Below are 26,292 nucleotides of genomic sequence, written 5' to 3' on the forward strand. Positions count from 1 at the left end.
TCCTTGGTTCCAAAATTACCAAGCAAAGCGTCTACAAATCTAGGGGCACCTCAGTCGCCTCGGTGCATTCCTCGTCCCCCCTGTCGTGTAGAAGATCACATCTGACATTAGCTGCGCCGCGGCAATTTTGAAAGATGGGCTCGAAGCGGACATGCGGCAGCCCGGAGAGCTGACGGCAACCGTCAGCTGCCGTCGCTTCCAGCCCAAAGCGGCAGTTCTGCAATTGCGCAAGATACTGCCACTGCAGCCCGCATTGCGGACATTGGCTCCTGCAATCGGTGTCTTTAACATCCACTGAAAAATAGAAAGGTCCTCAGGTGGAATGTGAATCCAACCTCGTCATTTCCATCGCCTCGCAGCGAAGTTAGACAGGATTGCCGCGCACGTTTATTACAAAGTCGCAACAGCTTGACCTGACACATTCGAATCGGAGCCAAAAGACACCGCACATCTAGGGCGCATCTAACATAGGAAAAAACGAGTAGTGGCACTTGATCAGAACATTAAGCTCGAACCTAAAAGTCTTGAACAAGGTGAACATCGCCTGACCGGTGCTGAAACGGAACAGGCGCTTGGCCATACCTTGCCGCGGGCACTCATTGATCTTCTGGACCCGATTAAAGCACCCGCTTTTTTCAATGGCTCCGTGCGCATCAAAGTGGAGGAATGCAATCCCCTGACGGACAAAGAGGGTCGGCAAAATGTGCTGATGCTGTTCGGGTTGACCTTAGGAAAAGACGGTATCTTGGCAAAGTATCAAAACTATAACGGGCGTTTTGCCCGACGGTGCATACCCTTCGCCGAGGATGGTTTGGGCAATCTCTTTGTTATTGATGCGGTTTCAGGCCAAGTTAAATTTTGGTATCATGAATGTATAGATGGCGAAACCAGCCCAAAGGCGCTGACCTTGGTCGCTGAAGATTTCGATAGTTTCATATCCGGTTTGGAACCTTTCGAAGAGGCGCAAAATCCTGCTCCATCGAGTGGCATCAAGAGGTTTCGGTTCGATTTTTGACAGTTTGCGGGTACACTCATCCGATGAAGCTCGCAGAAATGAAAAACTATTTGGCCGCCCATAGCGTCGAAGATGGCACCGCCTACAGTCATGGCAGGCTTGGCGGCGGCGACATCCACGGCATCGAAGAAATCGATGGCGTCTGGCACACCTATTACAGCGAACGCGGATATCGCGCCTGGCCCAGCGAAGAAGAGGCTGTGGCCTTTGTTGTGAAAGATGCCGAAAAGTTTGCGCGCGCTTACAACTTTTGGAAAGATTGAATATGTCTATGCGCCCTGACAAGGTTCATGCCTATTTCGCGCACCATGGACTGGAAGAAACCAGAAATCATGTTTTGAAAAACTTTGCCGTCCGCGCGCGTTGCCCCTTTGAACAAGCTGCCGAATAGGTCATAGCGCAGGCCAGATTGGCGCGATCTCAAAGCGCCCTATCCAATGACATATATTTGCGAAATCAAAGGCCGCAGCGGTAAAGAGAGGTGGGTTGGGAAAACTGAACAGCCGGGATAAGTGGATTTTCCGCGCAACAGCAGCATGATGCTGCAAGCGAGGAGATGACCATGACAAGACGACCGCGCCGGAATCACAGCCCGGCTTTCAAGGCGAAAGTCGCTGTCGCCGCGATCAAGGGTGAACGAACTCTGATTGAGCTGGCGCAGCACTTTGACGTCCATCCGAACCAGATCAAGCAGTGGCGTGACCAATTGCTTGAAGGCGCGAAAAGTGTGTTTGGCGATGCCGCCAAGGTTGATCTGGCGCCGGTGATCAACTTGAAGACGCTGCATGCCTAGATCGGAGGTAAGCGTTCCATCTGACCCCTTCCGACGATTCTATCTTAAGCTCGATCAAGTCCCTATATTGGCGCATAGCGCCAATACAGAGCGGTATAATTATACGCTTTCGGCCCTTAGGAGACATGTAACTAACCGTCCAGCGCTGCGCTGCAGCTTCACCAGAGCGGCCCTTCATCAGCGGCGCATTCAGCAAGCCTAGAGTTTGGGAAAGACAAATTCTAACTGACTGTCCGAAATTGAGCCTACGTTCAGTGCGCCTCAGACCACTGCCCGTTTCGGCTCCAAGTGCGCTGATCGTCAGCCGTTCGAGGGGCACCGCCGTCGCTTCAAACTCTCGTGCGACTGATTTATTGACCGAGCATTCCTCGGTCCTTGGGCTGTTTCATGTGGCCTTGCATTGCTTGCGGATCGCGTTGGTATGGTCGGCGTCTGACGAAGCCATCAATTCGAGTAAAGCGGCATTCGCATCCCGCGTCTCCTCAATCGTCATCGAAGAATGCGAGACGAGATCATCGAGGCTGTCAGAGTGCGATTCCACCTGGATCAAGCGGTCTAAAGCCTGGATACGGACGTCGTCGATATCTGGACACTTCTTCGCTAGGGCTTCGAGCTTCTGTTGCAGGGAGTGGCTACCTGGAACCTTGAAGGCGAGGAAAACGTCCAGAACCCGCCGGATCACATTGGGCATCATAAACCAGTACTCCGAGTATTTGCCTCCAGCTTCTTCGAATTGAAGCATCTTGTGGCAAAGGAAGTGGTATTCAGAGTCGTAGGCGCGCAGTTGGGACGGCAGTTCAACTATGCGGGCACTCCTGGCTTCTGTGCCCTCGGGCATTGAAACATCGAGAAATAGCAGCGCGGCTGTCGGCGGGTCTGCCTTACCCTGATTCCGCCAAGCTTTTTTGAACTCGTTCATGCAGTGCTGATTGTGGGTCAATATAAAAAGCTGGGCAGCCTTCGTCAGGCGCGATCGAATAAGCGAGCACGCATAGTTCATGGCCTTGGTGTCGAGGCTTGAGATGGGATCGTCGATGACGAGGATCAGGTCTTCAAGCGATTTCCCGTCGGCTTCCAGTGATGAGATGAAGTAGCAGAGCGCGATAGCAGTCTTCTCGCCTTCACTGGGCGGTCCTTTAACGATCTTGTTGTGACGACGTAGTTCATATCCTCCGTCGACCGCAAATATCGTCAGCTCACCGTGGCCCAGGTAGGCGCGAACAAGCTTCGTGATCTGGTCGGCGGCTGGGCCATGGATCCGCACCTTGGCGCTGAGTTCAGCAATCTCGCCTTCCAGCGTGCGAATCTCGTCTTCTAAGGAGTTCACCCGACCATTCGCTTCTGCCAGCGAATTTTTGAGCGCGGCGTAGGTCTCGTGCCCTTCGGCCAGATAGTGCTTTTTGATGGTCTCGCGGGCGTCGTCCTGGCGTTTAGCAAAATCAGCAGACGCTTCGTTATGCTCATTGATAACCGCATTTTGCACTGCGATGGCTTCTTTGAGGGCTTTATTCCTTGCCGCGATCTGATCGGGACTCGGTAGATTCTGCGCAATGGGTTTGGTTGGCTGTTCCACACGGGAAGAAAGAATTCGGCACGCTTCCTCCATGACAGGGACAAAGTCGTTCAGTATGCTGTCTGTGTCATGGCGAGCGGCAGTGTAACGCTCCGCAAACTGCAATTCGAGTTCGGCAGTCTTGGGCCAAGTGCTTGAAGCAGATCGGCTCTCGGTCAGAAGCGTTGAAGCCTTCGCGCCCGCTTCTTTAAGCTCTCCAAGCAGCTTTGAGAGCCGGTCGTCCAGTGCTTGAGCGAGCTTCTGTTTCCGAGCGTCGCTGATCGTGTTGCCGCAAAGCAGGCAATTTTCCAGGTCGTTTGCGCTGTGATAATCATGACCGGTCTTCAGCCAAGGAACCATAGCAGGGTGGCTTTCCATTTCTTCCAACGCAACCGTTCCAATACTCAGCTCGGCGAAGTGCCGTGCGCCTTCCACCGTTTTCCGTATGGCATCGACCTCTATTGCGACGACATTCAGAGCTGGCGGCGGCGCTGTGAGGCGGGTTACATCGACCAGAGCAGTGAGGGCTTCAGCCTTCAACCTAGCGCCTTTGTCGGACGGTAGCGTTTCGTAGTCCTTCTCCAGCTGTCTGGCTTCGTACCTGCGGTTGCCCAGATGCAGAGATGCCGCAACCAGCTTGGCCCGTTCTGTCCGGTAGTTCTTGAGCGCCTTTTCGCGCTCGTCAGCAATTCTTTTATCTGCCTCCCGTTTCCGCTCTTTGTCCGCGAGTGTCTGCTGAGCAGTACTGAGTTCGGCTGCAAGTTCGGACTGCTCTTCACTAATATAGAAAATTGAAGATGCGCGGCCCTCTTTCCACTGCAAATTTCGCGAGATGAAATCTTCATTGAATACGCGGACGTGGCTCTCAAGGCCTCCCAATGCGTTTGGTGCCTTGAACGTTGCGCCGCCATCGAGTGCAACCTCGAAGCTACAGCCTGTCGGAAGATTCTCCTGATGTTTCCCCTCCTCAAGGCAGGCAAATAACCTCGACAACGTACTCTTGCCGGATCCATTAAATCCGTAAACGAGATTAAGTTGGCGGAATGGAGGTATGTCTTCTCGTGCAGCTTTATTTGCCAGGACGCCGACGCCGCTCAGCGTCTTTATCGTTGCAATTGTAGCCATGCACGCCACCCCTTCTGCACATTTTGCCAAAGCCGCCTCTTTGCATTCGAGAGTAACAAAGTGCCTCGCGATTGAAATCCCCGTTGTAGCATAAAGAGGTGATTGGGGGTTCCGGTCTCGCCCTGAGGTCAAGACCGGCCGTTCGCGCACTAAGCAGCGAATGTCAGGTATCCGCCCATACTGTCCTACGTCTTGACCGCAGCAATCGAACATTTGCTGCTTTCACAAGATTTCCGTCCGCGTTGATCCAAGTGACCGGTGCTCAACCTGAATCCTTAAATTTCTGTCAGCCGGTTACGAAACTGCGAGTCTGCTCAAAGGTCGCCGCAGCACGGTGCTGTAGCTTACCTTCGCGGCTCCAGTTGCTCGAAAGCTCCGCTCTGCCTTGGTGGTGACATGAGACCAAATTCTGGGGTAAATCTGCGAGCTAAAATCTATCGACATAAAATTGAGATGGTCAGCCCTGAGCGTTTTTGTCGAACCAGTCTTCCATCATCCGCCGTATCATCTCTGGTCGCGATGGCTTGTCTGATTGAGCGTCGATCGCATCGTCCAGCCGTTTCAATGCATCCGGAGACACTCTTACCAGAACTGGTGTCGCGTCAGTTTTAGGGCGACCGATTTTTGCCATAATATCTCGGAACTTTCCAATATCGCCTATTGACTTTACAATATCGTATAGTAAGTTCGTGTAGACGCAAGGATTCAGCTTGCGCCTACACTAACCCCAACGATCCTGTGGAGATCATCATGGCTGACACTTTCCCTACCACGCTGAATAGCGTGTCTCAAACCCCGAATGCGGCGCTGGATTTGTCTTTGGCGAACGCCGCCGCCTTTTCGGAGTTTGATCGCTGCATGGCGCTGACGCGCGCTGCGATCGCGGCGGAGGCCTACGCCGATGCGGCAAATCAAGATCCCGCACTAGCGGGTTGCGACCAGGCCGCAGCCGATGCCTGGGCCATGGCCGACGAGGCGCTCTGGCGGTTCCACTCTGACCGGTCTGTGACCCTGTGGGATGTAAAGTATGCCGCATGGGTGCTTCTTCTGATGCTCGAAGACGACGGTGACGGCCTCGACACTCTGACGCAGCGTGCGCAAAGTCTGCGGTATCGGGCACAGCGGTTCGCCCGCAGTCCGTTGCCTGTCGAACTGCTCTCAGCACCGCGCATGGTCGTGGCCGCCGATCTTGTCGATGAGATTATCGCAGCTGCTCAAGAAGATCTGACCGCACGCGAGGCGCTCCGCGCGACGCCAGCTGTGAGCACCGATCTCGGGCTGTCATCGTCAAGGGTCGATGTGAAATGCGAAGAGATCGAGGACGGTTTGGACGTCAGTCCCGTCTGATCTGCCCCATTCCGATCTGATCGATTGCGGCATCCGAGCTTTCGGATGCCGCCGGTCTGCCTTTGCCTGCAGTTCATCCTTATTCAGGAGGTGCGTTCAATGAACGTTCATTCCCCCAAATCCGACACATTCATTATCGACGGCGATCCCTACCCTGCCCTCAACAAGCCGCTCAAGCCCGAGTGGGTGACATCAGCCGCGCACGCGGGCTTTGATCTGATCGGTCGCGCCCGTGACCGCTACCACGGCGTGTTGCGCTGTCGCACCTGCGCCACCGACGCGCTGGTGCGGATCAACGTCATTCGTGGCGCGACACCGCTGTGCCATGCCTGCATCCACGACCGGCGATCCCGTGCGGCCCAGGCTCTCGGCGCAGAGCTGATCGCCAAAAGTCCGAAGCATCGACACTACGGCCTGTTCCGCCTGTCCTGCGGCCATGTCGTGCGGCGTCAATACACACGTGTGGAGGCCGCCGCAGACGGCGGTCATGCTCTCGGATGCGAAGACTGCCGCGCCGCACGCGATGATGAGGCGGCGCGCGACTTTGGCTGGGTCTTGGTCGGTCCTGCCACGAGCGGACGCGCAGGGTATCGCGACTACCGCCACCATTGCGGCCACGTGCAATCCATCAGTGTCGGCAACATGCGCTGGGGGGACTGCACCTGTGCGGCCTGCGGTCAAGGATGGGCAGCCAAGCCGTCGTTCATCTACCTGTTCCGGATTGACCTGCCGGAGATGTCAGTCCTGAAGCTGGGCTATTCCGCCCGACCTGCCAAGCGCCTGCGCCACCAGCTTGGTCTGGACCGCAGCGTGTCGTCCGAAGTCATCCGGGTGCTCGCGCTCTCCTCCGGCAATCTCGCCGTGCGTGAAGAGAAAGCCTGTCATCGCCATATGCGCGACATGCATCCTGAACTGGCGTTGCCCAAGCGCGTGTTTGGCGACGCGATCAACACCCAAGGCGAGATCTATCATCTGCAGGCAGAACCCTTGCTGCAGGCCCTGATCGATGGCGTCACGGCGCGGGCCCGGTCCGCCGCAAACATCGCGCAGATATCCACCGCGCTGCAGGCAAACCGTCCGCGCCGCAAGACGCGCGCCACCTGACGCAGGCACTTGCGTCACTATCGCAAGATGAGACAGCGGTCCGCGACGGCCTTCGCCTGATCTCAGGCTTCGTCGCGGATCGCTGACACGTCAGAACATCGCCTACAGCACACCCACATCTCTGCCATTCACCGGTCGCCCCATCGGGCACCGAGCTCTTCTCTCATTCCGACAGATTGGATATCGCCATGACACATCCAAACACCGCACAAACAGACCTGAACACCCAAACGGCACCGTGCCTAACCCCGCCCGCCGCGGCTGCGACCACGCCTGACTGGCAACCGCTGGCCGACGCGGCCCTGCACCGGCTCTATCCGGATCGCCCGCGCGGGCTGCGGATCGGGGCGTTCCTGCGCAGCTTGCAAACCTCAGACGCAGAAGCCGACGCCTACGTTGATGCAACATGGAACGCGCATGCCAAGGATGATGCGCCATCGAACGCGGATGCGGTGTCACCCACGCCTGCTGACGGCCAAAGTAGCGCTGACGCGCTGCGGGCTTGGGAGATTGCCGAAGGTCTTGATGACGTGTTCGACCACGTTGTGGTCACAGATGACATCTCAGTGCCAAGCGGGATCCCCGCGGCAGTTGCCATGAGCGCTGGTGAGATCACCACAGCTTTTGCTGCGGGGGATGATCCATGGGCCACCGACAGCGTGACCCGGAACTGTCGCCCGCCCTACCCGGTTGCGGCCAGCACCGTGCTGGCCCTCGCGCAACTGGCCAAGACCTTTGGCGATCAGGCAGCGGTCAATGCGCTGCTGTCGGATGGGGCCGCCACCGTGCTGATCTGCGAGAGCACGGCGGAGGCGCAGCGCCTCAAAGATGCGCTGATGAAAGGGTTTCGCGCCAAGGGATCGCCCCCCGGTCAGCCGCCGTCGATGACCCCTCTCCGCCCGGAGGTCATCGTTCTTGATACGCGCACACCGTCCAAAATCTCGCTCGAACTGGCCCGCGCCGAGGACAAGCTGGCAGACCCCGCTCCGCTGGTGATCCTCGTTCCACCGGATCCGGAGCTGCCTGACGCGCTGTCGCTGCTGCCCGTCGTTCACATTGCCCGGCCCTGCGCCGAGGCGCTGATCTGGATCTTGCGGCTGACCCACAGTGCGACCGGCCAGATTGCCGAGGATGCGATGCACACGGCCCTGCCGCCTGACGCCGCGCTCGCAACGCTGCCGATGAGCACCGTCGACCTCGCCTTGCGCCAACCCAGCCCGTTACGTGTCGCGCGTAAGCTGGCAGAGCTGGCATTGCCGAAGACCATCGTCGCAGACGACGGGCCGACGCTCGATGATCTGCCGGGTCTTGGTGAGGCAGGCCAAACCCTGCGCCAGATCGCGGCTGATCTGAACGCCTACCGGGCGGGCACCCTGCCGTGGTCGGATGTCGCTAATGGCGTGCTGCTGACGGGCGCACCCGGCACCGGCAAGACCTTTGCAGCAGCGGCCCTCGCGCGTGCCGCTGGTGTGCCGCTGATTGCCACCTCATTGGGTGACTGGCAGACGGCGGAAGTAGGTCGCGGACACGAGATGATGCGCGCCATCGCCAAAAGCTTTGAGACCGCCATCGCGGCAGCATCGGGCCCGGCCAAGGGGGCCGTGCTGTTAATCGACGAGATTGACGCCATCCCCTCACGCGAAGGACCCTAGGATCACAATTCGAACTATTACCGCAATGTCACCAACATGCTGCTGGGACGGCTTGACGGGGCCATCGGTCGCGACGGCGTCATCGTCATCGGGGCCACAAACCATCCCGAACATCTCGACACCGCGATGGTCCGCCCCGGACGGCTGGGACTTCGGATCGATATGCAGCACCCCACGACCGCCGATCTGCCGGATGTGCTGCGTTATCATCTGCGCAATGATCTGCCGGACGCCGACCTGATCACCATCGCGCGCGCGGCCTCCGGTGCCACGATGGCGGACATCAAGGGGCTGGTGCAACGCGCACGCCAGACCGCCCGTGCCAATGGCCGCGATCTGGCGGTCAGTGATCTGATGACCGCCCTGCGGGATCAGCGCCCGCCGGTGCCGCAGGCGCTGCGTGCGCGTGTCGCCGTCGCCTGTGCCGCCAAGGCCGTCACAGCCCAGATCACCGGATACGCCCGCCCCGACCGGATCAGCCTGACAGTGGCACGGGAGGTCACGGCGCAAGTCGTGCTGACACCGCTGCCGGATGCGCGCACCCGCGCCGACATTCAGCGCGAGATGATCACCCTGTTGGCCGGGCGTGCCGCCGAAGAGGTGATCGTTGGATCCGTGTCCGGTCGCAGCGGCGGCGACGCGGCATCCGATCTGGCACGCGCCACCCGCCTGGCGATCGCCGCTGAACTCAGCTTCGGCCATGGGACGGGTCTGATCTGGTGCAGCGCCGACGCAGAGCCAGCCACGCTCTTCGCCCGGCACCGTGGATTGCGTGACCGCACCGCCCGCCGCCTCGACGCCGCCTACGCCCGCGCCTGCGATCTCGTCCGCACGCACCACACCCTGATCGCAGTGCTGGCCAGTGATCTGCTGGTCGATGGTATCGTGGAAAGTGAGGCTCTGCGTGATGTGATGGAAGTCGCAGCGCCGGAGAGCGATGGTGGCGGTGGGGGTGGGGGTGGGGATGATACGGCAGGGTTCTGGCCGAGGATGTAAATGATGCGCTCATCGCGGCACGGGCGGCGGGGATCGTCGCCCATGCCAGCCAAAAGCCTTTACGATTCCAGCTTGCGCCCGCCCGTCGCCAAATATCTTTTTTTAGATCGCGTGATCTGTGTCAGGACGATAGTCCGCCGGCTCCTCACTTTGGAGTTCGCCAGCATCCATCGAACGATGACGTGCTTCGCCTGATGGCGTCGCCATCCGCCCTGCCTGCGCGCGATCCGTTGCACATCTGGCAATGGTGCAGCGCTCCAATGCTTATCGAGGCGTGACGCCGGTGCGCAATGTTCTCTGTCGATAGGATCGCCCGGAGGCCTTTGAGGAGAACCATTGTTGGGTTAACCCAACGGCCAACGTCGTTTCCGGACATATAGACCGACCATCGTTGTCAGAACGACAATAGGTAAAGAAGGCCCGGCGGCAGGTAAAATGGGGGTGTTCAGTTAAAGGGTAAACGGCTCAGTTTTGCGAACAACGATCCACGGCTCAGTGGGTAACCCGTTCGAATTGTGGGGAACGAATAGGCGAGGTCAAACTCAGTCAAACCGGATTTTCACTTGTGATGTTCGTGTCGGCCCCAATTTATGAGTACAGCCTTTCATAAAGGAGCTGCATTTTTCTGAGTGGTGAACAGATGTTTGTTGGACGGCACCTTTTCAAAGAAACGGGTAGAGCGCGGCGCTATCCGACGAACGGCCTCATCGGGTTGCGCCGTCAAAATTGAAAGCAATCCACGAGACAAAAACGTTCACCATATAAAATAGGTACAATCATTTATTGATACTGATTGGCCAATATTCACGGCGGGCCTGTCACCTGCAAAGACGCAATCCATCAAACGGGGCTACCGTCATGTGCGCGTGTGACCCACAATTCAAAGTCTGCCTGTCGCTGTCGAACAAGTGTGGATCACAAACACTTTCCCGAAAGACAGACTGCCATCCCCTCAAGATCGGCTCCCTGCCAAAACCATCTCATTTCTTGCAGCCTGACAAAACCTACCCTTTCGTCGCGGGTCTGACAAAACCTGATTGATCTTCGGCCGTCTGACAGAACCTCCCTTATTGTCGTGCGTCTGACAAAACCGGTTCAAGTTCTGCGCCTCTGACAAAACCTTTCCTGAAGCCGTTCCCTGACAAAACCGGTCTGCATGCCGTGGCTCTGACACAACCTGTTTCTGTCTTGCCCCTCTGACAAGACCGTTTTGCAAATTCCGGGCCTGACAAAACCTGATGGGGTCGTGATGTTGGAAAGGGCGACCATCACTGCGGCATCATCGGCAGACCCTGGTCAGCGCCTGTCTTTGACAAGAACACCAGTCCGGCTGCGATCGTGATCTGTGATGCCCTCATCGACCGATCAACTTATCATCAACACCAGAACAAAGATGACCACTGATTGAACAGAACAGCACGTCAAGTCGGCGTTGATCACGCGCTGTAAGAAGCCCGTCCCCCCGAGTTGAGAACCGTTCCGTTCAAAAAGAAGCGTAAATCTCTTTGACGAGCGCATCTTGCGGTCAAAAGCGCCGCCGCACTGAGGCGCCCCGCGCGGTTTCAAGATCACCCAACATTATAAATCGACGAACACCTTCTTTCAGGCTGGCCCTGAATCCTCGTCCGGACCAATCCCCATCGTGCGATCCGTCGGCATCTTGTTCGATGTGCTCGTCCCATCATGTTCGATCTGCTCCTGCCCCGCGACCGCCCGCCGATAGGGCCGCAACGTCTCTGCATCCTGCGCGCGCTGCATCTGGCCGAACTGCCCTTCACGATAGGTTTGATAATCCACACGCTCGAGGGCAGCCCGGACCTCTTTGATCTTCTTGTCTGGGACGTCGGGCAACGCCTGCCTGATCCTGCGCAATAATCCACGCTCTGCGGCGGCGTCTTTCAGCAACAGTTTCAGAGGCCGCAAATAGTTTGCGATGATCGCTTCCAAATCAGCCACTCGCTTTTGCAGGCCGCTGACAGTCTCGGCGATGATCAGGTCCGCACGCGCGCGCTCCTGCGCACGGGCCTCCAGCACGGCCGCGTCTTTCAGATCAGCGATCTCGATAAAGGCTGCATCCAGTTCTGCATGTCGCGCTTTCAAACGGGCCGCTTCCTCGTTCACCCATTTGCGGGTCGTTTTTGGCTTGGGATCATCCTGCGTGCGAGGATAGCCCGGATGGATACCCAGCGCGGCAAAGGTCCGACCGAGCGCCTGGCGCAGCACCTCGAAGCTTCCCTCAAGCCGAAGCGTCGGATGCGACGCACGACCCACCGTGCGCACACCGGGCGAGGCCGCAACCTTGGCCTTGCGCGCCGCGAACGCGGCATCGGCCTCACCCTTTCTCCGACGGTCTACGGCACGCGGCTTGCGCAGATAGGTGGGTGCGACCAGCACATGCAGATGCGGCGTGTCCTCATCAAGATGAAGCGAGACATGCACCAGATCCGCGCCAAACTCTCGCTTCAGGGCCGTGGTTGCCACATCAAGCCAAGCCTCCAGTCGCGCCGCGTCCCATGTGCCGATCTGACCCGGCGCATCGGGCCGAAAGAAGTTTGCCGATGCCCCCAACACGATCCGCAAGTAGGGCAGACGCGCACGCCGGGACGGCATTTTGACCCCCGCTTTGTAGAAGTCCGCCAAGGCCGCCTTGGGACCTGCCGGATTGCCGAACAGCACCCGGTTCAAACAGGTGCGTGCGGGATCGATATTGGAGGAATCGGCCACGCGCTTGATCTCATGGATATCCATGTCCGTCACCATGTCGGCACTGGCAGGCTCACAATTGAACACCAAGAAAGATTGGTTGATCGTGTCTTTGGGCATGAGTTCATCTCGTAGGTTCGGCGCATTTTCTGCGGCATTCTTTTTCGAGGGTCAGGATTATCGTTCGGGCAGATCGGAGTTTCCTGTGGGCTCATAAGGAAACTCCGATCACCTGCTGGCCGTCCGGCGCGGTGTTGCCTGCAAAACCAGACAGCACGCGCCGGGATCACGCAGACATGTAAGGCCAGCTGACCTGCCAGGCCTGCAGCGACCGGCGCAACCTATTCCGGCTGCGGGGCCTGCCCCGACGGCCAGATCCGCGGGCTGATCGCAGCGCGCCGACTGGGCGCACCGCCCCGCGGCCCGCTGGGGGCCGCCTTCATCAGCCGCACAACATGTGCCCGCTGCAGCCAGGTCATCAGGTCCAAGAAGGCGTCACCTTTTTTGAACTTTTCAGGTGCCATGCGCTGCAATTCCCGCACGGGGATGGATGTAACCCTGTTGGCCTGCAACTTCTTGACGAGCTTGTAGGCCGCCAGTTCGGTCTCGCTGCACCCGTTCCGCCAGTAAACCGACCGTGCCATCGGCAGCAGGTAGTCGTCGAAGAGCCGACCCGCAGCGCGCACATCGTCGGCCTCGACAGTCTCCGGTGTATCGGGTCCGGTTGAGACCACGCGCATCAGAGCCAGCACCAACGCCAGCCGCGCGACCGTGCCGTCACTCTTGCCGATGAAGCGCATCAGCAATCCCTGACCTTGCGACTGCCGTGCGGCCGTGATGCGCGCAGCCATGAGCGCCCGCGCGTCATCAGTGAACGGCACCTCCTGCGGCGCGGGTCCGTGCATACCCTCATCCATCTGCAATGCCCTGAGACCGCGGAGCACATCCAGGATCGGACCATCATCGATGCGCGCATTCAGGTCGACGACCGACTCCGGAACACCCCACACCGGACAGAACCTGGCAAAAAGGCCGTCTGATGCGAGTTTGGGGACGTGCTTTTCGAGAACGTCAGGCTGGATACTGCCCACGATCGAAAGCAACACACCCGCAAGATCAGTATTCTCTTTGGCAGTATAACGCCGGAAAGGGGCACCATCGGCGCACTTGAGAAGCAGTGCGCGCAGGTCAGAAGGCATCGTCTTGACAAAGCCCGCGATCTCATCCGCCGTCATCAGCATACCGCGCCTGTGCTGCGCGAGCATCTCGATCAGCCCTGCATAGGTCATCATCTCGCACATCAGCAATGGTTTCGGACCGAGAGCGGCCTGAATATTCTCACCCCCGTCCGGCATCACTGCCTGCCGCCAGGCATGCGCGTCATCTTCCAAATCCGGCAGGCCAGCCGCCGCGTGCGCAGCCTGCTCTTCGGCCTCCAGCGTCCGGTATGGTTTGAGCGTCCGGCCCATGGCCGGACTTTTGGCGGCTGCCGGATCCCCGATCAGCAGGAACCACAAGATGCTGGGCACCGCCCACTCCGGACCGACACGCCCGACCCGCGCATTCCCGATCGCACCGGCCGCCATAGCCAAAAACGTTGCCACAACGTAACCCTCGGAGGCCCCGACCGCTTTCGCGACCGACCGAATGAAGTCAGCGATCATATCCGGAAAGATATCCAGCGGCACATCCACCTCAGGCAGCGCGCCAATCAGGTCCGGATCGACAGCCGGCTAATCCGCAAGATAGGCCCCGGCAGCGGTCTCGTCCGGAGCAAGTGCTGACGTCACGAACACAGGCTCTTCCGCAACCTGATCAGCAGACCCGAAGTCGTCAGCGTCGTCTTGCTGAGGCGCGTCCGGCGGCGGCAGTGGATCATCAACACTGTCAGCTGCAGGGGCCGGCGGATCGACGGAGTCAACATCGGCACCGCCCAGATCTTCAGCATCCATCGCAGGCTTGCCAGACTGCGACGTTGAACCATTGACCTGCGGCAGATCAGGTGTTGCAACCTCTTCATTTGCATCGGGCTCAGGCGTAGAGCTCTGCGCCGCTGGCGGGATCGCGACCGGCCCGTTGACGTTGTCATGCCGGATATCCTCTTCCGGAATGGAGGCGCGCATGACACCTGCCCCCACAATCGGCGAATTATCGGCGCTTGGTTCCGGATCATGGATTTTGGATTTGGAAAACATCGGAGATTTGGCCATTTGAAGTTCCTTTCAATGTTGAAGCCCCAATAATAGGAACTCAAAGCAGTATGGATACCCCTTGGCAAAGCTAATTGGACCGTTGTTTTGTCTTATTATACCCAAAAATGTGGACAAAAGTCGATGTCGGCGATTTTCGGCATGATGTGGCGCGAGCGCCGACAGATCTTCGAATCGGTGAATTATTCAAATGGCATATTTTTTTTTCGCATAAATATCGAATTCCAATTAATTTATTGGCCGACCAGCTTATCGTGTTCGAGGCGGCCGGAACTCGATTTTGGTGGCACGACATGACGGCAAACCAGCGTGTCAACGCAATCTCGTTCTCCACCCAGATTTAATTTCGATTTGTCCACCACTTTGTTCGCCGGACACGGTGCAATTCGTATTGACATCGGTTAGATTGCAATCACAGCGCCACCCGACACTCCCCCGTAATCGCAACCTTCAACAAACGCGCAGCCCGCGCACGGTATCACTTTGTCCAACGCACCGACATCAACGACAGCCAATGGCCCCGACCGCGCAAACGCGCGGGCGGACCGTCGGCGTGCGCTGCGTCAGGACAACGTCATCGATGCCGTACGCATCGAAAGGGCGCTGGAGACTGTCGCTCTGCTTCTGGAAGAGAACGAACGTTACCTGCCGATCTTCCTGCGGTTGGAATCCGAGCTCGAAGCGGCCCGTCGCTCGGCCAACGCACTGGCGCGGGCCAAGGCAATCGCGCGCAAGGCGCGCTGAGACCTCAGGCCAAGTGGTCCGGCACAGGCAGTGCGATGCGCGCGACAACATCGCGTCTCATCTGCAGCGCCATTTCGTCACCGTAGACCTCACGACCCCGGACTTCCTTGACGCTATGCCCCATGATCTCACCGCGATCGTCCATCGGCACTTGCGCGGCCTTCAACCGGCTTTCCCACGTATGCCGCACACCGCCAATGGTCACACCTGCCGGTAGCAAGCCGTTCTCGCGCAAAAACTTGTTCACGCCAGCCGAGTAGCTCCGTTTGTGGCGGTAGCGGGGAAAGCCCTCCGGATGGCGTTTCGCGGCCGCCAGCGCCAATCCGACAAGTGGCACCTGCCGTTCGGAATGCATGTTCTTGATTTCGCGCCTGTCGTCCGCGCTCTCGTCACCCTCCTCATTCGCGACCATCAAATGCGGGATCGGCGCGTCAAGTTTGAACGCCCGTGCGGGCAGATCCATGATTTCCGACTGACGGCACCCTGTCTCGATACTGATCAATAGGATATCGCGTGCCTCATCGTTCATTCCGTCCAGCGCACCTGGTGCCAACCATTTCTCCTTGATCAAATCGACTGGCACTTCTCGCTTGCGGGTCGGTTTGGCATGTCGGTCACGGATCGAGATACCGGCGTAAGGGTGTGGCGGTGCCGCTTGGCCGAGATCATCGTAAAACCGGCGCAGCATGCCTGCGATATAGTGGAAATCCTTGTTGGCAGAGGCGACCTTCAGTTTCCCGCTCTTCAGCCTGTCCTGCCACAGCCGACGATGCTGCAACGCTTCTGCCGCAGTCACGTCCACCACCCGACGATCTTCACCAATCGCCTCGATCAAATTGCGAACCGCGCGAATGCGCGGGTTCCGCCACAACCGCATCTGCTGCGCGCTTTTGAACCGGTTGTCATGCGATGCGATATCTTCGGTATGCGCGACAAGCCCGGACAGCATCAGGCCGGGCTCTTCAACGCCGCCCAACAGTGCCTCGGCTACCTCTGGCTGCACGTCATTGGACGGTGCTTGTGTCGCCTCAACACGGCGAAGCAAGTCAATCAGTTCCAGGTTCGCAACCGAGTCCGCAGATAGAAAAGCGTAACCCTGTCGCGCGGCCAGATCGCGCGCCGCCCGAAACCGGGCCTCCGCGTCGCCGTCACGCCCCGCAAGCCGCGCTTCCCATCCATCAAGGTATCCCGCCCAAACGCGCTCCACCTTCGACAGCGCGATCGCGCGCGAATCTGTTTTCAAGCTGTGCCAGATGACAGGCCGCGGCTCCACATCAGCAAACCGCGCAGGCACGCGCCGCTTCAGGTAAAACGTCTTGCCGCGTAAGGTGAGGTTGTCTGACATCGCACATCTCCGATACCCTCGGGTAGCAGAATGTGGTGCGAAATGGGTAGCAAATCAATAACATCAGAGTCAGCCCAGCCTCAGACTTTAGGCTAAATCACTGATAAAAAACGACATAAAACTTAAATTTTGGTTTGTTATGGCGGACTGGGGAGGATTCGAACCCCCGACCCCTTGATTCGTAGTCAAGTACTCTATCCAACTGAGCTACCAATCCGCGTAGGGCTGCATCTAGACCTAGCATCGGACCGATGCAAGCCCCCAAACCGGAAAATTCAGTCGTTCGTTGGGGAAAGTGCAAAATCCGCCTTGGGCAGTTTGATCTCGAACACGGTGCCGTTTTCGTTAGTCTGCGCCAGTGTCAGGCGGCCGCCGTGGCCTCGCACCAGATCGCCGGCGATCACCAGTCCCAGCCCGATCCCACCCTTGCGCGCGCCGCCCTGAAACGGCTGGAACAGGTGTTCGCGCGCCTTTGTGGGCAAGCCAGGCCCCGTGTCGGCCACGCGAATGCACCATGATGTGTCATCCTCGGCAGCCGTCACTGCGATTTCGCCAGCGCGGTGCGTCGCGGCGATGGCCTGCCGCGCGTTGCGCACAAGGTTGGTCAGCACCCGGTGCATCTGTTCCTCGTCGGCACGCAGCATCATCGTGGCCGGGATGTCTTCGGCAAAGGACACGGGATCATCGCCAGCGGCCAGACGTTCGCCCTCGATTACATCCGCCACGATGCGCGACAGGTTCACATGATCAAGGCGCGGCGCAGGTTCGTCCGCGCGACCGAACGCCAGGGTGCTTTCGCACAGGTGGACGGCACGGCTGATCGATCCGACCAGCTTGGGCGCCATCCGCTTGACCAGCGGGTCGTCGGATCCCTCGATCCGGTCGGTGAACAGCTGCGCAGCCGTCAGGATGTTGCGCAGGTCGTGACTGACCTTGGCCACAGCGCCCCCCAGTTGCGCAAGTCGGTCCTTTTGCTTGAGCGCGCCGGTCAACTGGGTCTGCATCGCCTGAAGCGCCACCTCGGCGTCACGCAATTCGCGCACCCCCGCGCTGGGTGCGATGATGCGGCGCGCGTCCTCTGGTGCGGCGGCATAGGCGGTCATGTGATCGACGACACCCTTGATCGGGCGCACCAGTAGCACGCGCACCGCCAGAAACAGCAAAAACGCGGTGATGACCGAAATCACCGCCGACAGCAGCAGCACGTTCAACCCGTATTCCAGCATCGCCGTGCGCAGCGGCACCTGCATCATCGTCACCTCGATCAGGCGCCCTGCCCCCTGGACCGGGTCACCGATCACGCGGATGATCCGCGGCTGGGTATCCAGCAAGGTCGCCATCGCATCGCGGATCAGCGTCGAGGCCGAGGGATCGCGCATGTCATAGGTGGCCGAGATCGGTGACGGAATCGGTGATGACAGCGCCAGCTGCCGCGCATCATCGCGCCGCAGCACGACGTTGAAGACGCCCGCGTTCTTCAGCAGTTCCGATTCCAGATCGGGCGAGATCATCGGCCCCGCCTCCACGGCGAGTGACGCGATCTGCGCCCGTTCCAGCCGGTCCAGCAGATAATCCTCGCGGAACCGCGCGACAGAGGGCACGAATATGAACACTTCTGCCAGCATCACAAAGATGACGGTCAGGATCAGGAAACGTCCTGAGAGTGTGTTCAGCATCGCCCCTCCTGAAAGGTCAGGGTAGCCAGCGCTGGACCAGACCGACCACCATTTTCACCGTATCGCTTTCGAACAGCTTGGGTGTGAAATAGGCGCCCGCCGCCCGTTTGTTAATCTCGTTATAGGTGGGATAGGGCAAAACGGTATTGGAAATCGCCGTCATCTTGAGTCCGTTGGCGATGGCCATGGACCACATGGCGATCAGCTCTCCGGCCATGTGTCCCGCGATGGATGCGCCGACCGGTTTGCCCTTGACCACCATGACCTTGATCAAGCCCTTGGTTTTCAGTTCCGTATTGGCGCGGTCGTTGTGTTCGAATTCGCTGCGCACCACGGTCAGCGCGGCCCCGTGTTTCTTGCGCGCCTGCGCCTCGGTCAGGCCGACCTGGGCCAGTTCGGGGTCGGTATAGGTGACCCAGGGGATATGATCGGTCCGCGCCTTGGCGGGCAGGCCGAACATCAGCGAACGGACCAACTGGCCGCCGTGATAGCCCGCAACATGGGTGAATTGCAGACCACCCGCCACGTCACCGGCGGCATAGACCCGCTTGTTCGTGACACTGCGCAGGTTGGCATCCACCTTCAGCCCGCCGCGGTCGTATTTCACCCGCCCTTTTTCCAGGTCCAGCCGGTCGACGTTGACCTTGCGACCAACCGCCATCAACAGATGCGAGCCGGTGAAATCACCCTGCGAGGTATGCACGGTGATCTGGCCCTCATCGCCGCTGACACGTTCGGCCTTGGCGTCCTCGATGATCTCGACGCCCTCGGCACGCAGATTGTCCAGCACCACGGCCGCCAGTTCGGGGTCATCCTTGCCCATGGCCTTGGCACCTTCGATCACGGTTACCTTGCATCCCAGCCGCCGATGCGCCTGCGCCATTTCCATGCCGATTGGACCACCGCCGATGACCAGCAGGTGATCGGGCCGTTCGCGCAGATCGAAAATCGTCTCGTTGGTATGCACCGTCACGCCGTCCAGCCCGTCGATCGGCGGCACGAGGGGGCTGGACCCCGTCGCCACGACAAATCGCCGGGCCGTGATGATCGTGTCACCCGCCTGCACCTCGGTGTCCGAGATGAATCGGGCGTTTTCACGGATCACGGTGCAGCCCAACCCCTCGAACCGCTCCTGACTGTCCACCGGCGCGATGGTGTCCACGACGCGTTGGACGTGGTCCTTGGCGGCGGCATAGTCCACGGCAGGCCAGACATCGGCCACGCCGTAGGGTTGGTTGTTGATGCCCGCATGGGCGTGCTTTGCGCTGGCGATCAGCGCCTTGGACGGGATGCAGCCGTAATTCAGGCAATCGCCACCCATCTTGTGCCCCTCGATCAGGACGACATCGGCCCCCATCTGTGCGGCCCCGGCCGCCACGGACAATCCGGCAGAACCAGCACCGATCACACAGAGATCCGTCTTGATGCGTTTGGTCATGTCAGACCCCTTTCTTGCCGCGCACGGCCTTGAGTACGATGGGCAGGGCGGCCAGCAGGCACAGACCCAGGATCGGCAACAGGATCGCCGGTTCAAAGATAATGCCCAGATCGGGTGTTTCACCCCTGTCAAAGACCTGGCTCAGCCCAGCACCGACCGAGGTATAGACGACCGCCCCCGGCATGATCCCGAAAAACGTGGACACCGCGAACCGGAACAGCGGCACACCGACCAGCGCCGGCACAAGGTTCGCCACGAAAAACGGCACCGCGGGCACCAGGCGAATCAGAAACAGCATCGACCACTGGTTTTCGTCGATCCCGTCCTTGATCCGTTTCACAACACCTTCGCCGGTGTCCATTTTGCGGGCCAGCGTGTCGCCCAACCCCCAGCGCGCTGCCAGAAACAGCGCAACCGCGCCCAGCGTCGCCCCGGTGACATTGTAGATGGCCCCCGGCAGCACGGGAAAGGCCTGCGGAAAACTGGCGAACAGGAACCCGCCCGTCAGGGTGGCGATCGTCGCCCCCGGCAGACTGAACGCCACGATGGCCGCATAGGCCCCGATGAACCCCAGCACGCACAGCAGGTAATTCGCGTCCCGAAACGCGATCAGCGTCTCGCGATTCTGGCGCAACGCATCAAAACTTAGGTAGTCGCGCAGCAGCCAAAAGCCCAGCAGAGCTGCAATTGCGATGCCGATCAGCGGCAAGCGCCGCAGGATAGGGTTGGCCGAATCTCGGGCATTGGGCGACATGGGTACTCTCTCTGTTTTGGCGCAGGTGACGGTTGTGACCCACAGTTGGCAGAATGTCGCAGCGGTGACAGGCCTCTCACAAGGGGTTGACCGATTTGACGCGATACCGTGCAACTGCGGCCGAATTGTAACATTTGTCACGCGTCGCATTTCGAAAATGTTTCAGCGCATTCCGGGCTTGTTTGCGTTGACAGCATGTATGGCACCGCCTAAAGGACGGGTCTGAATTGATACGGGCCTTGCATCCATCGGTGGATCGGCCCCCGAACCGGAGTTTTGCCATGAAGCGCACATTCCAGCCCAGCAACCGGGTCCGCAAGAACCGTCACGGTTTTCGCGCACGGATGGCGACCAAGGCAGGTCGCAACATCATCAACGCACGCCGCGCCAAGGGCCGGTCGAAGCTGAGCGCGTAAGCGCACAGGTTTTGAGCGACGTCAACATCAGGCCGCCGGAGGCACCCGACAGGGTTGCTCCGGCGGCCTTGTCGCGTTTGCCGGTCCTGAAAAAGCGGCGTGATTTCATTGCCGCGAGCCACGCACGCCGTCAGGGCACACCGGGCATCCATCTGCAGGGGCGCAACCGCGACGACGGCGATGACACCGTGCGCGTCGGTTTCACCTGTTCGAAAAAGGTCGGCAATGCCGTGGCGCGCAATCGCGCCAAGCGCCGCCTGCGCGAGGTGGCACGCCTGACCTTGCCGGAACACGCCCGCCCCGGCTGGGACTACGTTCTGGTCGGCCGCGCAGAACAGACAGCAAGCCTGCCGTTCACCCAGTTGCAATCCGACCTGATCCGCGCCCTGCGCAAGGTCCACGGGTGACGCCCGGCGCGCGATTTCTGGCGTTGCCAGTACGCGCCTACCGCTTGTTGCTGTCGCCCTGGGTCGGCCACGGCTGTCGCTATCACCCCACCTGTTCGGCCTATGCGCTCGAGGCGCTTGAACGACATGGCGCCATCAAGGGCGGTTGGCTGACCGTCCGCCGTATCGCGCGCTGTCACCCCTGGGGCGGCAGCGGTATCGACAACGTGCCGGATTAATCCGGTTTCTCGAACGAAATGCTGACATCACCGATATCGAACCCGTAGCGTTTGACATAGGCGCGGTTGAACAGCCGCGTGTCCGTCAGCAACCACATCCAGTCGTCAAAGGTCACGCGCAACGTCTCTGATGTGCCACCAGCCGCAGGGATCGGCAGGTCGATCTCGTAGCGCCAGTTGAAACGGTTGTCCTGTTCCTGTCCAACGGCCTGCCCGATCACGCCGGGCGCGGTGCCGACCCAGCTGTCCGGCCCGGTTTTCGTCAGCGACCAGATCCGCTGTTCGGTACTGCCGTCCTCATAGACGAAATCCTCGGTCAGGGTCAGCACCTCACCGTCCCATTCACCTGTGATATCCACCACAAAGCTGCGGCGCACTGTGCCTAGCACGTCCTGAAACTGACCGTAGGCCACCAGTTCGCCGTCGAAAAATTCCTCGAGGTTCAATTTCGGCCCACCAAGGGTTTCGTCATCGAACGACGGCTTGCCCGTGCAGGCTGCCAGTACCGCAAAAATCGCTACCGTGAAAAATCGCATGGGGTGACCTCCTGTTATGTAATGCAGGTAGCGCCACAGCATCGCGTGCCCAGCGCAATTTCACTTGGTCTCGGCCACCGATCGCAGTAGATGCAGCCCATGCTAGATGATCCAGAAATCCACCCGCTGTTTTACGGCGCACCCGACACGACCGAGTTTCGCAAGCTGCGCAAGCGGCTGGTGCGCGACACCCGCGAGGCGATCGACCGCTACGGCATGATCGAACCCGGCGCACGCTGGCTGGTGTGCCTGTCGGGCGGCAAGGACAGCTATACCCTGCTTGCCGTGCTGCACGAACTCAAATGGCGCGGCCTGCTGCCGGTGGATCTGCTGGCCTGCAATCTGGATCAGGGGCAACCGGGTTTTCCCGCGACAGTCCTGCCTGAGTTTCTGGAAAAAATGGGCGTCCCGCACCGTATCGAATACCGCGACACCTATTCCATCGTGATGGAAAAAACCCCGCAGGGCCGCACCCTGTGCACCATGTGTTCGCGCCTGCGTCGCGCCAACCTCTATCGTGTCGCGCGCGAAGAAGGCTGCAGCGCCATCGTGCTGGGCCATCACCGCGACGACATTCTGGAAACGTTCTTCATGAACCTGTTTCACGGTGGCAAGCTGGCGACCATGCCGCCCAAGCTGCTGAATGACGAAGGCGATCTGTTCGTCTATCGCCCCCTCGCCCATGTGGCCGAGGCGGATTGCGACAAATTCGCCCGCGCCATGAACTATCCGATCATTCCCTGCGATCTGTGCGGGTCGCAGGACGGTTTGCAGCGCCAGCAGGTCAAACAGCTGCTGGACGGTTGGGAGGCAAACGCCCCCGGCCGGCGCGGCAAAATGTTCAGCGCGCTGATGAATACTCGCCCCAGTCACCTGCTGGACCCTGCTCTTTTCGACTTCATGGGACTGGCGCGCGATCACAAAGACCCTGAAACCCCTTGACCTTTGGGGCCTTGGGGGGTTGAACCAACCGGATTCTAAATCAGCGATGGATAGGCCCGGTTCATGGACGACCAAAACAAGAATCTGATCTTGGCGACAGCCCTCAGCTTTGGGGTTATCCTCGTCTGGTTCCTGCTGTTCCCGCCACCCGCGCAATCGCCCGCCGCGCTCGAGGATGCGACCGCCCAGATGGAAGAGGCGACGGTGCCCAACGCGGCGCTGACCGACAGCGGTGTGACGGCCCCCACCGACGCCAGCGCCGACGCGCCGCGCGTGCCGATCGCAACACCTGAAATGGATGGCTCCATCTCTTTGCTGGGTGGTCGCATCGACGACATCAAACTGGTCCGCTACCGCGAAGAGGTTGATCCTGAATCGCCCGAGGTCACGCTGCTGTCCCCCGCAGGCACGCCCGACGCCTATTTCGCCAGCTTTGGCTGGGCGGCTGTGACCGGTGTTGACGCCGCCAACGTACCCGGCCCCGACACGCTGTGGTCGTTGGAAAGCGGCGAGACATTGACCCCCGACAGCCCCGTCACACTGGCTTGGGACAATGGTGCAGGACAGATTTTCCGCACCGAAATCGCGGTCGATGACAAGTTCATGTTCGACGTGACCCAATCCGTCGAAAACACCGGCACTGCCGAAATCGCGATGCGCCCCTATGGTCTGATCCGCCAGTACGGTATTCCGTCCGACGTCGAAAATTTCTTTATCCTGCACGAAGGTCTGGTTCGCATGACCGACGGCGAGCTGGAAGAAACGAAATACGGCAATATCGAGGATTACAACGTCGACCCCGCCGAAGGTACAAACGCCGAACGGCTGGACGTCACGGGCAGCGGCTGGATCGGCTATACCGGCCACTACTGGATGACGACGCTGATCCCGCAGGACGGCACGCCGTTCCGGTCCACGTCTAAATACTTCCCCAGCCGCGACATCTATCAGGCCGAGGCGGTGCAGATGCCCGTCAACGTGGCCGCAGGCGCGTCGGCTACCGTCACCACCCAATTGTTCGCCGGGGCCAAGGAATGGGAGGCCATCCGCGACTATGAACGTGCTGGCGTGCTGAACTTTGTCGACAGCATCGACTGGGGCTGGTTCTTTTTCCTGACCAAGCCGATTTTCTGGGTTCTGCACCACATCAACATCGTGATCGGCAACATGGGTTGGTCGATCATCGGCCTGACCTTTGTGCTGAAACTGATCGTGCTGCCGCTGGCCTACAAATCCTACGTCAGCATGGCCAAGATGAAAGAACTGCAGCCCGAAATGGAAAAGCTGAAGGAAAAGGCCGGCGACGACCGCCAGCAGCTTCAGCAGGGCATGATGAAACTGTACAAGGACAACAAGGTGAACCCCGCCGCGGGTTGTTTGCCGATCCTGTTGCAGATCCCGATCTTCTTTTCGCTGTACAAGGTGATCTTTGTCACCATCGAACTGCGCCACGCCCCTTGGGTCGGCTGGATCAACGACCTGTCCGCGCCTGACCCATCGTCGATCCTGAACCTGTTCGGCCTGCTGCCCTGGGGCGTGCCGGATCCGGCTTCGATCTTTGCACTGCTCAGCCTCGGTATCCTGCCGATCCTGCTGGGTATCTCGATGTGGTTGCAGCAGAAACTGAACCCGACCCCCACCGACCCCACGCAAAAGATGATCTTTGCCTGGATGCCCTGGGTGTTCATGTTCATGCTCGGCAACTTTGCATCGGGTCTGGTGCTGTACTGGATCACCAACAACACGATCACATTCGTGCAGCAGTACATCATCATGCGGAGCCACGGGGCCAAGCCTGACGTTTTCGGCAACATCAAGGAATCGTTCCAGCGTCGCAAAGACGCCAAGGCAGCGGTGCCCGCCAACACGAACAAGGCCCCCAAGGCCAAATCCAACAAGGACAAGGCCAAGTAGATGGCACCGCAACGGATGGGGAGCGTCGCCGCCCTGTGGCGTCACCCCATCAAGAGCCATGGCCGCGAGGCGCTGAATAGCGTGACATTGACCAAGGGGCAGACGATGCCCTGGGATCGCCGCTGGGCCGTGACCCACGACCGCAGCCGTGACCGTGACGGCTGGGACGTTTGCCGCAACTTCATGATCGGGGCGATCACGCCGGGGCTTGCCGGACTGTGGGCGCGTCTCGACACGGCGACAGCGACCGTGACCCTATCGCACGTCGATCTGGGCGACCTGACATTCCGCCCCGACGATTCCGACGATATCGCGCGGTTCCTCGAATGGGTCGCGCCGCTGACCGGTGACGGCCCGCAGCCGCGGGGCATCGTCAGCGCAGGCGACCGCGGCATGACCGACAGCGATTTCCCCAGCCTCTCGCTGATGTCGACCGCCAGCCATGCCGCCGTCGCTGACGCATGCGGCGCTGCGCTGGAACAGACCCGCTGGCGTGGCAACGTCTGGCTGGACGGTTTTGCCGCATGGGACGAATTCAACTGGTATGGCCGCAGCCTGCGGATCGGTGACGTCGTCCTCGACATCGGCGACCCGATCGAACGTTGCGCCCATACCCGTGCAAACCCCGTGACGGGCCAGCGTGATCTGGATACTGTCGCAGTATTGCGCGATAGGTTCGGTCATACGGATTTTGGCGTTTACGCCACCGTCGCCCAAGGCGGCACAATCGCACTTGGCGACACGGCAGAGGTGATCTGATGCAACTACCCTTCCCCGAGGCAGAACGCCCCGACGACGCAGCCCTGGAAAAGGGCCGTCTGCTGTTCGCCGGTGAAACCGAATTCGTCAAAGGCGTCGTCGCCATGGACGGCCTGCCAGAAGCCGACCGGCTCGAGGTTTGCTTTGCCGGGCGGTCGAACGTGGGCAAATCGTCCCTCATCAACGCGCTGACGGGCCGCAAGGGGCTTGCCCGTGCATCCAATACGCCGGGCCGCACGCAGGAAATCAATTTTTTCACGGCTGGTGACCTCTATGTGGTCGACCTCCCCGGCTACGGTTTCGCCAATGCGCCTGTCGCCGTCGTCGCAAAATGGCAGGCCCTGCTGAAACAATACCTCTCGGGCCGTCCGACCCTGCGCCGGGTCTTTGTGCTGATCGACGCACGGCACGGGGCCAAGGCCGTGGACGAGGAAATCATGACGCTGTTGGACCGATCCGCGGTGACATTCCAGGTCGTGATGACCAAGATCGACAAGGTCCGAGGTGCGGCACTGGAAGAATCATTGGCCAAGACCCGCGCGGCGCTCGCCAAACACCCTGCCGCCTACCCGGAACTGATTTTGACCAGTTCTGACAAGGGTGATGGAATCGACGTGCTGCGCGCCATCATCGCGACCATCTGAAA

At 59.8% G+C, this 26,292-nt stretch carries 22 protein-coding genes, 1 tRNA gene and 2 pseudogenes; 15 read left to right on the forward strand and 10 right to left on the reverse strand.

The features are described 5' to 3' along the window. Window positions 1–484: 484 nt before the first annotated feature. The 3 genes and pseudogenes from LGQ03_RS14830 to LGQ03_RS14840 form a co-directional block, all read left to right on the forward strand. Window positions 485–1,015, forward strand: coding sequence for an SMI1/KNR4 family protein (locus LGQ03_RS14830; protein WP_226749036.1), 531 nt, complete (start codon window positions 485–487; stop codon window positions 1,013–1,015). 23 nt (window positions 1,016–1,038) lie between these two features. Continuing rightward, window positions 1,039–1,278 carry a hypothetical protein gene (locus tag LGQ03_RS14835; protein WP_226749037.1) on the forward strand — a complete coding sequence of 80 codons (240 nt, stop codon included), beginning with the start codon at window positions 1,039–1,041 and terminating at the stop codon, window positions 1,276–1,278. Between the two features lie 299 nt (window positions 1,279–1,577). Continuing rightward, window positions 1,578–1,805 (forward strand): annotated as a pseudogene (locus tag LGQ03_RS14840) (transposase); the annotation flags it as partial. Window positions 1,806–2,193: 388 nt separating this feature from the next. Here the strand turns inward: LGQ03_RS14840 and LGQ03_RS14845 are convergent. After that, window positions 2,194–4,485 carry an AAA family ATPase gene (locus tag LGQ03_RS14845; RefSeq protein WP_226749038.1) on the reverse strand — a complete coding sequence of 764 codons (2,292 nt, stop codon included), beginning with the start codon at window positions 4,483–4,485 and terminating at the stop codon, window positions 2,194–2,196. A gap of 750 nt (window positions 4,486–5,235) precedes the next feature. Here LGQ03_RS14845 and LGQ03_RS14850 point away from each other — a divergent pair. The 4 genes and pseudogenes from LGQ03_RS14850 to LGQ03_RS14865 all read left to right on the forward strand — a co-directional run bounded on the left by LGQ03_RS14850 (window position 5,236) and on the right by LGQ03_RS14865 (window position 9,584). Continuing rightward, window positions 5,236–5,832: a hypothetical protein gene (locus LGQ03_RS14850; RefSeq protein WP_226749039.1), complete on the forward strand. Its 597-nt coding sequence runs from the start codon at window positions 5,236–5,238 to the stop codon at window positions 5,830–5,832. A gap of 24 nt (window positions 5,833–5,856) precedes the next feature. After that, complete coding sequence (locus LGQ03_RS14855) at window positions 5,857–6,936, forward strand: GIY-YIG nuclease family protein (protein ID WP_226749040.1); 1,080 nt, start codon at window positions 5,857–5,859, stop codon at window positions 6,934–6,936. Between the two features lie 596 nt (window positions 6,937–7,532). Further along, window positions 7,533–8,741, forward strand: a pseudogene (locus tag LGQ03_RS16815) (AAA family ATPase); the annotation flags it as partial. After that, entirely contained in the window at window positions 8,715–9,584 is an 870-nt protein-coding gene (locus LGQ03_RS14865; RefSeq protein ID WP_404807671.1) for an ATP-dependent metallopeptidase FtsH/Yme1/Tma family protein, read from the forward strand. The pseudogene LGQ03_RS16815 and the gene LGQ03_RS14865, both read left to right, overlap by 27 nt. Before the next feature lie 1,602 nt (window positions 9,585–11,186). Here LGQ03_RS14865 and LGQ03_RS14870 read toward each other — a convergent pair. The 3 genes from LGQ03_RS14870 to LGQ03_RS14880 form a co-directional block, all read right to left on the reverse strand. Next, window positions 11,187–12,407, reverse strand: a complete 1,221-nt coding sequence (locus tag LGQ03_RS14870; RefSeq protein WP_226749041.1) for a plasmid recombination protein — start codon at window positions 12,405–12,407, stop codon at window positions 11,187–11,189. Window positions 12,408–12,628: 221 nt separating this feature from the next. Next, window positions 12,629–13,975: a DUF3987 domain-containing protein gene (locus tag LGQ03_RS14875; protein ID WP_226749042.1), complete on the reverse strand. Its 1,347-nt coding sequence runs from the start codon at window positions 13,973–13,975 to the stop codon at window positions 12,629–12,631. A 45-nt stretch (window positions 13,976–14,020) separates the two neighbouring features. Next, on the reverse strand, window positions 14,021–14,482 hold the full coding sequence (locus tag LGQ03_RS14880) for a hypothetical protein (protein WP_226749043.1): 462 nt from the start codon (window positions 14,480–14,482) through the stop codon (window positions 14,021–14,023). 498 nt (window positions 14,483–14,980) lie between these two features. Between LGQ03_RS14880 and LGQ03_RS14885 the strand changes: the two genes are divergently transcribed. Beyond that, window positions 14,981–15,241, forward strand: coding sequence for a hypothetical protein (locus LGQ03_RS14885; protein ID WP_226749044.1), 261 nt, complete (start codon window positions 14,981–14,983; stop codon window positions 15,239–15,241). A gap of 4 nt (window positions 15,242–15,245) precedes the next feature. Here LGQ03_RS14885 and LGQ03_RS14890 read toward each other — a convergent pair whose 3' ends face one another. The 5 genes from LGQ03_RS14890 to LGQ03_RS14910 form a co-directional block, all read right to left on the reverse strand. After that, entirely contained in the window at window positions 15,246–16,586 is a 1,341-nt protein-coding gene (locus tag LGQ03_RS14890; RefSeq protein WP_226749045.1) for a DUF6538 domain-containing protein, read from the reverse strand. Window positions 16,587–16,726: 140 nt separating this feature from the next. Next, a tRNA-Arg gene (locus LGQ03_RS14895) sits at window positions 16,727–16,803 on the reverse strand. A gap of 58 nt (window positions 16,804–16,861) precedes the next feature. Continuing rightward, the gene (locus tag LGQ03_RS14900) at window positions 16,862–18,262 is read right to left on the reverse strand and encodes a sensor histidine kinase (protein WP_090159719.1); all 1,401 of its coding nucleotides are present in this window, start codon (window positions 18,260–18,262) and stop codon (window positions 16,862–16,864) included. Window positions 18,263–18,278: 16 nt separating this feature from the next. After that, window positions 18,279–19,700 (reverse strand): dihydrolipoyl dehydrogenase family protein, encoded by a 1,422-nt coding sequence (locus LGQ03_RS14905; RefSeq protein ID WP_226749046.1) that lies wholly within the window; start codon window positions 19,698–19,700, stop codon window positions 18,279–18,281. Window position 19,701: 1 nt separating this feature from the next. After that, window positions 19,702–20,454: a TVP38/TMEM64 family protein gene (locus LGQ03_RS14910; protein WP_226749047.1), complete on the reverse strand. Its 753-nt coding sequence runs from the start codon at window positions 20,452–20,454 to the stop codon at window positions 19,702–19,704. Between the two features lie 281 nt (window positions 20,455–20,735). Here LGQ03_RS14910 and rpmH point away from each other — a divergent pair, with 281 nt between their 5' ends. Genes rpmH through yidD form a run of 3 tightly spaced genes read left to right on the forward strand, consistent with a single transcriptional unit; the run spans window position 20,736 to window position 21,495 of the window. Next, on the forward strand, window positions 20,736–20,870 hold the full coding sequence (rpmH, locus tag LGQ03_RS14915) for a 50S ribosomal protein L34 (protein ID WP_056038884.1): 135 nt from the start codon (window positions 20,736–20,738) through the stop codon (window positions 20,868–20,870). 11 nt (window positions 20,871–20,881) lie between these two features. Beyond that, window positions 20,882–21,277, forward strand: a complete 396-nt coding sequence (rnpA, locus tag LGQ03_RS14920) for a ribonuclease P protein component (protein ID WP_404807670.1) — start codon at window positions 20,882–20,884, stop codon at window positions 21,275–21,277. Then, window positions 21,274–21,495 (forward strand): membrane protein insertion efficiency factor YidD, encoded by a 222-nt coding sequence (gene yidD / locus LGQ03_RS14925; RefSeq protein ID WP_226749048.1) that lies wholly within the window; start codon window positions 21,274–21,276, stop codon window positions 21,493–21,495. The genes rnpA and yidD overlap by 4 nt, the downstream gene beginning before the upstream one ends. Here the strand turns inward: yidD and LGQ03_RS14930 are convergent. Further along, a complete protein-coding gene (locus tag LGQ03_RS14930; protein ID WP_226749049.1) occupies window positions 21,492–22,031 on the reverse strand; it encodes a DUF3833 domain-containing protein in 540 nt (179 codons plus the stop codon). The two genes, yidD and LGQ03_RS14930, sit on opposite strands and share 4 nt — an antisense overlap. Window positions 22,032–22,130: 99 nt before the next feature. Here LGQ03_RS14930 and ttcA point away from each other — a divergent pair, with 99 nt between their 5' ends. The 4 genes from ttcA (at window position 22,131) to yihA (ending at window position 26,290) form a co-directional block, all read left to right on the forward strand. Beyond that, window positions 22,131–22,973, forward strand: a complete 843-nt coding sequence (gene ttcA / locus LGQ03_RS14935) for a tRNA 2-thiocytidine(32) synthetase TtcA (RefSeq protein ID WP_226749050.1) — start codon at window positions 22,131–22,133, stop codon at window positions 22,971–22,973. Window positions 22,974–23,036: 63 nt separating this feature from the next. Continuing rightward, window positions 23,037–24,887, forward strand: coding sequence for a membrane protein insertase YidC (yidC, locus tag LGQ03_RS14940; RefSeq protein ID WP_226749051.1), 1,851 nt, complete (start codon window positions 23,037–23,039; stop codon window positions 24,885–24,887). Then, window positions 24,888–25,646 (forward strand): MOSC domain-containing protein, encoded by a 759-nt coding sequence (locus tag LGQ03_RS14945; RefSeq protein WP_226749052.1) that lies wholly within the window; start codon window positions 24,888–24,890, stop codon window positions 25,644–25,646. After that, window positions 25,646–26,290, forward strand: coding sequence for a ribosome biogenesis GTP-binding protein YihA/YsxC (gene yihA, locus LGQ03_RS14950; RefSeq protein ID WP_090159711.1), 645 nt, complete (start codon window positions 25,646–25,648; stop codon window positions 26,288–26,290). Before LGQ03_RS14945 ends, yihA begins: the two co-directional genes overlap by 1 nt. Window positions 26,291–26,292: the final 2 nt, after the last annotated feature.

It is taken from the genome of Loktanella gaetbuli, assembly GCF_020531945.1.
GTDB classification, from domain to species: domain Bacteria; phylum Pseudomonadota; class Alphaproteobacteria; order Rhodobacterales; family Rhodobacteraceae; genus Loktanella; species Loktanella gaetbuli.

What these genes read in the sequence shown, in the direction of transcription:
- LGQ03_RS14900 (WP_090159719.1), bottom strand. Translation starts at nt 18,262, where the DNA reads ATGCTGAACACACTCTCAGGACGTTTCCTGATCCTGACCGTCATCTTT.
- ttcA (WP_226749050.1), top strand. Translation starts at nt 22,131, where the DNA reads ATGCTAGATGATCCAGAAATCCACCCGCTGTTTTACGGCGCACCCGAC.
- LGQ03_RS14905 (WP_226749046.1), bottom strand. Translation starts at nt 19,700, where the DNA reads ATGACCAAACGCATCAAGACGGATCTCTGTGTGATCGGTGCTGGTTCT.
- rpmH (WP_056038884.1), top strand. Translation starts at nt 20,736, where the DNA reads ATGAAGCGCACATTCCAGCCCAGCAACCGGGTCCGCAAGAACCGTCAC.
- LGQ03_RS14845 (WP_226749038.1), bottom strand. Translation starts at nt 4,485, where the DNA reads ATGGCTACAATTGCAACGATAAAGACGCTGAGCGGCGTCGGCGTCCTG.
- LGQ03_RS14850 (WP_226749039.1), top strand. Translation starts at nt 5,236, where the DNA reads ATGGCTGACACTTTCCCTACCACGCTGAATAGCGTGTCTCAAACCCCG.
- LGQ03_RS14870 (WP_226749041.1), bottom strand. Translation starts at nt 12,407, where the DNA reads ATGCCCAAAGACACGATCAACCAATCTTTCTTGGTGTTCAATTGTGAG.
- LGQ03_RS14880 (WP_226749043.1), bottom strand. Translation starts at nt 14,482, where the DNA reads ATGTTTTCCAAATCCAAAATCCATGATCCGGAACCAAGCGCCGATAAT.
- LGQ03_RS14835 (WP_226749037.1), top strand. Translation starts at nt 1,039, where the DNA reads ATGAAGCTCGCAGAAATGAAAAACTATTTGGCCGCCCATAGCGTCGAA.
- LGQ03_RS14930 (WP_226749049.1), bottom strand. Translation starts at nt 22,031, where the DNA reads ATGCGATTTTTCACGGTAGCGATTTTTGCGGTACTGGCAGCCTGCACG.
- LGQ03_RS14865 (WP_404807671.1), top strand. Translation starts at nt 8,715, where the DNA reads ATGGTCCGCCCCGGACGGCTGGGACTTCGGATCGATATGCAGCACCCC.
- LGQ03_RS14945 (WP_226749052.1), top strand. Translation starts at nt 24,888, where the DNA reads ATGGCACCGCAACGGATGGGGAGCGTCGCCGCCCTGTGGCGTCACCCC.
- LGQ03_RS14890 (WP_226749045.1), bottom strand. Translation starts at nt 16,586, where the DNA reads ATGTCAGACAACCTCACCTTACGCGGCAAGACGTTTTACCTGAAGCGG.
- yidC (WP_226749051.1), top strand. Translation starts at nt 23,037, where the DNA reads ATGGACGACCAAAACAAGAATCTGATCTTGGCGACAGCCCTCAGCTTT.
- LGQ03_RS14910 (WP_226749047.1), bottom strand. Translation starts at nt 20,454, where the DNA reads ATGTCGCCCAATGCCCGAGATTCGGCCAACCCTATCCTGCGGCGCTTG.
- yihA (WP_090159711.1), top strand. Translation starts at nt 25,646, where the DNA reads ATGCAACTACCCTTCCCCGAGGCAGAACGCCCCGACGACGCAGCCCTG.